Origin of the sequence: Arthrobacter sp. Bi26 (genome assembly GCF_918697925.1) — a bacterium.
Lineage (GTDB): Bacteria > Actinomycetota > Actinomycetes > Actinomycetales > Micrococcaceae > Arthrobacter.
Window position 1 is genome coordinate 1 of record NZ_CAKKMF010000142.1, and the last position, 7,287, is coordinate 7,287.

Genomic DNA, 7,287 nt, shown 5'->3' on the forward strand with positions numbered 1-7,287 from the left:
CATCGCACGTCTGCGTAATCTGTAACAAGGCTCGTAGTCCTCAGCAATAGATGTCTCGACAACACCTATGCTCGCAGGGCTACGAGCCCCTTCATTTGAAGGACACCACGCTAAAAGTTGATGAGCCGGTAAAGCGAGTAGCCCCGCGGGGTGAACTGCGTAGGCTGCACCCGACCGGCCCGTCGTTGAATTGGCCGGCCCCCGCAGCCGGGACCGCGCAGGCTGCGCAGTTACGCAGGCGGCGTCCGAGTGATCCAATGCGGACTTGGGCTCAGGGCCGGCTCCCTTGGCCGTCTGCACCGGCCGGCGCTGACGGCGGAACAACGTCCGGCGTCGGGGACGCCTGCTCTTGCACGGCGTTTGCCCCCAGCACGTTCCCGATCCCCTTGAGTGCCTCGCCTACCTCGCTGGGAATGATCCACAGCTTGTTCGAGCTCCCCTCGGCTATCTTCGGGAGGGTCTGGAGGTACTGGTAGGCGAGCAGCTTCTGGTCCGGGTTGCCCTTGTGGATCGCGTCAAAGACCTTCTGAATGGCCTGCGCCTCGCCGTCAGCGCGCAGGATCGCGGCCTTGGCGTCGCCTTCGGCCTTCAGGATGGACGACTGGCGCTGGCCCTCGGCGGTGAGGATTGCGGACTGTTTGGTGCCCTCTGCCGTCAGAATGGCCGCGCGGCGGTCACGTTCGGCCCGCATCTGCTTTTCCATCGAATCCTGGATCGAGTGGGGCGGATCGATCGCCTTGAGCTCCACACGGGAGACCCGGATGCCCCAGCGTCCGGTCGCCTCGTCCAGGACGCCACGGAGCTGGCCGTTGATCTGGTCGCGCGACGTCAGCGCTTCCTCAAGGTTGAGGCCGCCAACCACGTTGCGCAGGGTGGTGGTGGTGAGCTGCTCCACGGCCTGGATGTAGTTGGCGATCTCGTAAGTGGCGGCCCGTGCGTCAGTGACCTGGAAGTAGACCACAGTATCGATCGAAACGACCAGGTTGTCCTCGGTGATGACGGGCTGCGGCGGGAAGGAAACCACCTGCTCACGCAGGTCGAGCAACGGCAGCAAGCGATCCACAAACGGGATCAGCAGGGTAAGCCCGGGATTCAGGGTGCGTTGGTATTTGCCCAGCCGTTCAACGACGCCGGCCCGGGCCTGTGGAATGATCCGAACCGACCGGACCAGCACAATAATTACGAACACAATTAGTACCAGCAGCACAATTGCGACTGCGATATCCATGCTTCACCTATTCCCCAGTTGTTTGGTTTGGTCTCGCTGCGGCAGTTCCGAGGCCCTCCGGACAGCGCTGCCCGCAGAACTGCTGTCCCTTATTGGATTGCCGATTCCGGCTGCGGGGCCACGATCGCGGTGGCACCGTCGATGGCGCTGACCACAGCCTGCTGTCCGGGCACCAGCACTCCCGATTCGGACCGTGCACTCCAGACGTCGCCGCCAATCTTGACGAGCCCGCCGCTTTCGTTCACGGCCTCCATGACGACGGCGGATTCGCCGATAAGTCGTTCGATGTTGGTGCGCTGATCCGCCGGGCCCCGGTGCAGATGCTTGAGGGCCACCGGCCGAACGAAGCCAATCATGAGCAGGGACACCACGCAGAAGGCGATGATCTGAAGCCAAGGATCCGCACCGGCGAAGTCCGCCACGAGCCCGGCGAGAGCGCCGCCGCCGAGCATGATGAAGAACAGGTCCAGAGTGATCATCTCGACCACGGCAAACAGGAGAAAGAGCGTGAGCCACAGGGCCCACCAATTCTCGATCAGCCATTCAGACATCAATTCCCCCTTTAGTTCCGGGAGCTGCAGGCACAGTTCCCCAGTAACTGTCTTTCCATCCTAAGCGGCAGGACAATAGCTGGGACAGGGAGTTGGGAATTCATGGACAAAGTGGCCAAGTCGTTATTTCGCGGGTCGATTCCCTGCCCGATTTCCCCATCCCGATTCCCCCGGGAGTGGTTCAGGGCGGTTTGAAGGCAGGCCGCGGCGCGGCCCGGCGGTGCGGCGGGAGCGGTCAGCGGATGGGTGCAAAAACGCTGATCCGGAAGCGGGCCGAGACAGCGGTCCACGCCGGAAGCCCGGCCTCGAGGGCCGCGAGTGCGGCACGGTCCAGGTGGTGGCCTGCCGGCCCCATGTAGGCAAGGTTGGCGACGTCGCGCGGAGCCAGGGTCAACGCCAGGTCCAGATCCCTGGCGCTGACGGCCGCGAAATCCTTACCCAGGGAAGCCGTGAGCCGTTCGTCCTTGGCCGGTTCGATCCCCAGCATCCCGGTCAGGCCGGCAACCTCCTCCAGATGTCCAGGCCGTGGTGTGACCACGATCAGGCGGCCGCCGGGGCGGAGCACCCGGGCAAACTCAGGCGCGTTGCGCGGCGCAAAGACCACGGTGACGACGTCGACGGCGCTGTCCGCGAGCGGTAACGGCTGCCAGACGTCCCCGACCACGTTCAAGGCTTCCGGGTTCATTTTGGCGGCCCGGCGCAGTGCAAACTTGGAAATGTCCAGGCCGATGGCCGCGGCCAAGACACCATCGGCCGAAGCCCCGTCCGCCGAAGCCCCGTCCGCCGCCGGATCGGGCGTTAATGCAAGATCCCGTGCCGCGCGATCCCGGGCGAGACGATCCAGCACGGCCCTGAGGTAGTGGCCGGTTCCCGTTCCGGCGTCCAGCACCGCCGGCTGCCCGGCCGGGGCCTCCATGAGCGCCGGCTGCCCGGCCGGGGCCTCCATGAGCGCCGGCGCGGCAAGATCGGCAATGGCATCAGCCAGCCGCCGGTAGTGCCCTGCCGAGAGGAAATCGAAGCGGGCCGCCACCATCTCTGCGCTGTCGGCTTCAAAAACAGTCCCCTTGCCGACCAGGAAGTTGAAGTATCCCTGCCTGGCGGCATCAAAGCTGTGGCCGGCGCCGCACACCAGGGTGCGGGCACCGCCGCCACCGAAGCGGAGAGCGTCCCGGCACACCGGGCACAAGAGGGGGAAATCAGGGGCGGGAGGCATAGCTTCATCCTAAGCGCGGAACCCCGGCCCGCCTCGCGGGCAGGGCGCAGGGGCAGGTCACGCTGGAGCCTTCCCGCCGACGGCGGCCGGCCGGGGAATGGGACGGCCGTGGCGTCCGCGGCGCACCGGCAGGACGTGAGGTAGTTCACAGCACGCCCGCCGCGGGTTAGGCTCGCAAGCGTGAAATCTGAACATCTACCGCTGCTCAATTCCGTCTCCGCTCCCGCCGTGCACCCTGACGGCTCCCGCGCCGTGGTGTCCGTGATCCGGCCGGACTTCGATGCCGATGCCTACGTGGGCCAATTGTGGACCGTCCCGTTGGATCCGGACCTGAACAACCCAAACCTCAACCCCGGCCAACGGCCGCGCCGCCTGACCCGCGGCTTCCGGGACACCGCGCCGGACTTTTCACCGGACGGCCAGGCCCTTGCGTTCCTGCGTGCGGCTGCCGGCGGAAAACCGCAGCTCCACGTGGTGGAAGCAGCCGGCGGCGAACCCCAGCTGTTAACGGCAGCGCCGCTGGGGGTCAGCTCCTTTGCCTGGTCACCCGATTCCCGCAGCATTGTCTTCGGTGCCCGGACCCCTGATGAGGGCAGGTACGGCAACATCGACGGGGTGGGTGCCGGCAGCGAGGACGCCCGGCTGATCACCGATTACCAGTACCGCATGAACGGCCTTGGCTACACGGCCGACAAGCCCCTGCAGCTGTTCCTTGTCGAGGTGCCGCAGCTTGACGCCGAACCGAAGGTGGCCCCGGCCGGGCGCGCCCTCAAGGCCCTCGGTGCCGCGGCCGATCCCGCGGAGACCGGTGCCAGCCTGCTGCCGGCCGCCAAGCAGCTCACCACCGGGGCGGCGGACCACAACGACGCCAGCTTCAGCGCCGACGGCGGCACCATCTACTTCACCGCGGCCCTGCATGAGGGCCGGGACACCGACCTCGTCAGCGGAATCTACTCGATTCCCGCCGCCGGAGGGCTGACGAAAGCCCTCACACCGGCCAATACCGGACGGCAGACCGTCAGCGCCGTGCGCCAGTCCGCGGACGGGAAGTGGCTTTTCTTCCTCGCCCAGGACCTGGGCGCCTCCGGCCGGGACTTCGTGGCCAGGAACACCGCCCTGTATGCCATGCCGGCCGCCGGCGGAGACGCCACAGCGCTTAGCGACGCCGAGACCCTGGACCTGTCCGGCGGCAGCCGGATCGAGCTGCGCGGGGCCGCGGGCGCCCTGGTGCTGAACAATGCGCGGGGAACCGTAGAGCTGCACGAATTCGTCGCGACGGGAGGCCACGCCGTCCTGCTGGAGGGGAACCGGGTGGTGACCGGGGCCGCGGACGGCGGGGGGCGGCTCGTCGTGAGTTTCAGCGATGCAACCACGGCCGGGGACCTCGCTGTGCTCGACAGCGGGCACGTGCACCGCCTGACGGATTTCTCCGCGCCGCTGCGCAGCGTGGCGGGCATCAGCGAGCCGCAGGAACTGACTCTGCCCTCGACCGACGGGTACCCGGTCCATGGTTGGCTCGTGAAGCCGGCAGGCCCCGGGCCGCACCCGGTGCTGCTGAACATCCACGGCGGCCCTTTTGCCCAGTTCGGCGTGGCCTTGTTCGACGAAGCCCAGGTCTATGCCGGGGCCGGTTACGCCGTACTCATGTGCAATCCGCGGGGCTCGGCCGGCTATGGCCAGGAGCACGGACGCTCCATCAAGGAGCGGATGGGAACCGTGGACATGCAGGACGTCCTCGCCTTCCTGGACGGGGCCGTGGAGAAGTTTGAGGACCTGGACGCCGCCAATGTCGGCATCATGGGCGGTTCCTACGGCGGCTACCTGACGGCGTGGACCATCAGCCACGACCACCGCTTCCGGGCGGCCATCGTCGAGCGCGGTTTCCTGGATCCTGTGAGCTTTACGGGTTCTTCTGACATCGGCTGGTTCTTCGGCGGCGAATACACCGGCCCTTCGGCGGAGCAAATGGCGGCCCAGAGTCCCATGGCCCGGGTGGAGAACGTACGGACGCCGTCGCTGGTGATCCACAGTGAGGAGGACCTCCGGTGCCCCGTGGAGCAGGGCCAGCGGTACTTCACCGCCCTCAAGCAGCAGGGCGTCGAGACCGGATTCCTGGTTTTCCCGGGCGAGAACCAGGAGCTGTCCCGCTCGGGCACTCCGCACCACCGCAAGCAGAGGTTCGATGAAATCCTGAAGTGGTGGGCCCGCTACCTGCCATCTGCCGGGAACCCGGCACCTCTGCCTTAGTCCTCCGCCGGGTCCGGCAGGAACCCGAGTTCCTGCCGGGCACGGCTGATGTCTGGCTGGGCCCAGCGGGCCGAGTATTCGGCGTTGTTGCTGATGGAGCGCAGCTCGGCCCGGTCAAGGAACAGCACTCCGTGCAGATGGTCGGTCTCATGCTGGACAATCCGGGCTTGCCAGCCGGTGAAAGTCCGCTCCAGTTGCGTGCCGTCCGGCGCCGCGAAATCGAGCTGGACCGATTCCGGCCGCAACACCGCCGCCTGCAGGCCTCCGATGGAGAGGCAACCTTCGTAGAACGCCACGGACTTGTCGCCAAGGGCCCGATAGCTCGGGTTCAGCATGGCAAAGAACGGCAGCGGTTCCCGCCCGCGGATGGCTGCGACGTCGGGGTCGACGGTGAACTGGTCCTCCAGGACGGCGAGCTGCAGCGGAATGCCCAGCTGCGGTGCCGCCAGGCCGACGCCCGGGGCCTTGTGCATCACGCTGCGCATGAGGTCGATGAGGTGGCCAAGTTCGGCGTCACTCAACTGGCCGTCAAACGGTGCCGCCACGTGCCGGAGCACCGGGTGCCCTGCCTGGACAATCGGCGGAAGGATACCCGCGCCCAGGATCTCCTGGACGGCCTCGCTGATCCGGGCGGCGCTGAAGTCGGTGGGCCTGGCATCAAAGGACATGCCCCCAGACTACTGGCGGCCGCACGCCTTTGTAACAAAGTCATAAATCCGGCCACGAAGTTGGCTGCCGGCGTCGATCTTCACAACACCCTCCCGGCCCGCCACCCTGACCCGAAGCGGCAGGAGCGTGCCCACCTTGTCTTCGGCCACGGCGTGGGGATCGCAGCGGGAGGGCCGGATGCCCAGGCGCATTTCCGCCGGGGGCCCGCCTGCGCTGAGCGTCACCGAACGGGGCCAGGGGGCTTGCGGGGCTTCCGCCAGCAAGGTGGTCTCCTCGACCCGGTCAATCACCAGCTCACCCGCGCCAGCCCCTCCGCCGCTGGCAGCGCGCGGTTGGACAAGCAGACGTACGACGGCGGTCCGCCCGTCCGCGGCGACCTCGAGGTCAGGAACCAGCGCGATCGCGGCCACGGCCGAGGCTGCCCGGGCCAGGCACATCTCCGAATTGTTCCGCGCCAGGACGCCGAACGGGTCTGCTGCCGGGGCGACGGCTTGGGGCGGCGCAGTTCCCTGTGGCACAGAGCCTTGCGGCACCGCCAGCCGGAGCGCGACAACCGCGTTGCCGGAGTCGGCGCCGGAGGCGGTTGCCGGCTCTGTTGAGGCCGGGGACGGGGAGCCGCATTCCGGTGCGGGCAGCGGCGCCGGCAGGCTCTTCGCCTGTCCGGGCGGAAGCTCAATCCCGCCCGTGCGCGCTGGCCAGGTGATCGGCGCCGCGAACAGCGGGCTGGTCAGTTCCGCGGCAAGGACCGTCAGGGCGCGGCCGGTGGTGTTCGTGAGCTGGATTTCGATGATCTGTTTGCTGTAGTTGTCACGGAACTGGCTGATTTCCGCGGTCACAGCATCCGTGGCCGCTGAGGTCGTACCGGCCGGACCGCCTTCCGGACTGCAGGCCGCAGCAGCGCCCAGCACAGCCGCGGCGATCGCGGCTGCCGCTGCCCGGAATACGATGTGCCGCAGGCGCGTCACCACGGGGCCGTCCATGCGCACAGTCTATTCCGCGGTCAGCCGACTGGCTTTGCGGCACCATCCACGGTCACGGCCGAGAGGGAGTCGGGCATCGTCGCCGAACCGTCAGCACCTGCCCGGGCGCCTTATGGAGTGCTACCCCGCGGCACCAGTTCAACGGACTCCACGGCATAGGGTTTGGTCGCCGACCGCTGCAGGGGACGGCGGAGGCGCAGCTGGTACGGCCCGTTCTGGAACGTGGCTCGGGGGTCCAACTGGACAACCAGGCGTGGTTCGTCGCGGGCGGCGTCCACCCGCATCACGATGCCGGCCCGCCGTCCGCCCACGAACAGCGGGGTCGCCGGCTCGACAGCGGTCTTCTTAAGGAGTTCCTGATGCTCCGGCCCCGCCGCCAGGAACAGGATTCCATGGGCC

At 67.6% G+C, this 7,287-nt stretch carries 7 protein-coding genes; 1 reads left to right on the top strand and 6 read right to left on the bottom strand.

Annotated features, from left to right (window positions below):
• Nucleotides 1-271 precede the first annotated feature (271 nt).
• From LQV16_RS22195 to LQV16_RS22205, 3 genes are all read right to left on the bottom strand, one after another.
• Nucleotides 272-1,228 (bottom strand): SPFH domain-containing protein, encoded by a 957-nt coding sequence (locus LQV16_RS22195; protein ID WP_229996015.1) that lies wholly within the window; start codon nucleotides 1,226-1,228, stop codon nucleotides 272-274.
• A gap of 89 nt (nucleotides 1,229-1,317) precedes the next feature.
• Nucleotides 1,318-1,779 carry an NfeD family protein gene (locus tag LQV16_RS22200; RefSeq protein ID WP_090580549.1) on the bottom strand — a complete coding sequence of 154 codons (462 nt, stop codon included), beginning with the start codon at nucleotides 1,777-1,779 and terminating at the stop codon, nucleotides 1,318-1,320.
• 235 nt (nucleotides 1,780-2,014) lie between these two features.
• A complete protein-coding gene (locus LQV16_RS22205; RefSeq protein ID WP_229996016.1) occupies nucleotides 2,015-2,992 on the bottom strand; it encodes a putative RNA methyltransferase in 978 nt (325 codons plus the stop codon).
• A 180-nt stretch (nucleotides 2,993-3,172) separates the two neighbouring features.
• Here LQV16_RS22205 and LQV16_RS22210 point away from each other — a divergent pair, with 180 nt between their 5' ends.
• Nucleotides 3,173-5,239, top strand: a complete 2,067-nt coding sequence (locus LQV16_RS22210) for a S9 family peptidase (protein ID WP_229996017.1) — start codon at nucleotides 3,173-3,175, stop codon at nucleotides 5,237-5,239.
• On the opposite strand, the gene LQV16_RS22215 is transcribed toward LQV16_RS22210, so the two are convergent.
• The 3 genes from LQV16_RS22215 to LQV16_RS22225 form a co-directional block, all read right to left on the bottom strand.
• Complete coding sequence (locus LQV16_RS22215; RefSeq protein WP_229996018.1) at nucleotides 5,236-5,907, bottom strand: peptide deformylase; 672 nt, start codon at nucleotides 5,905-5,907, stop codon at nucleotides 5,236-5,238. The two genes, LQV16_RS22210 and LQV16_RS22215, sit on opposite strands and share 4 nt — an antisense overlap.
• Nucleotides 5,908-5,916: 9 nt before the next feature.
• Nucleotides 5,917-6,888, bottom strand: coding sequence for a hypothetical protein (locus tag LQV16_RS22220; RefSeq protein ID WP_229996019.1), 972 nt, complete (start codon nucleotides 6,886-6,888; stop codon nucleotides 5,917-5,919).
• Nucleotides 6,889-6,998: 110 nt separating this feature from the next.
• Nucleotides 6,999-7,287: hypothetical protein (locus LQV16_RS22225; protein ID WP_229996020.1), on the bottom strand; the 289-nt coding region annotated here is incomplete at its 5' end.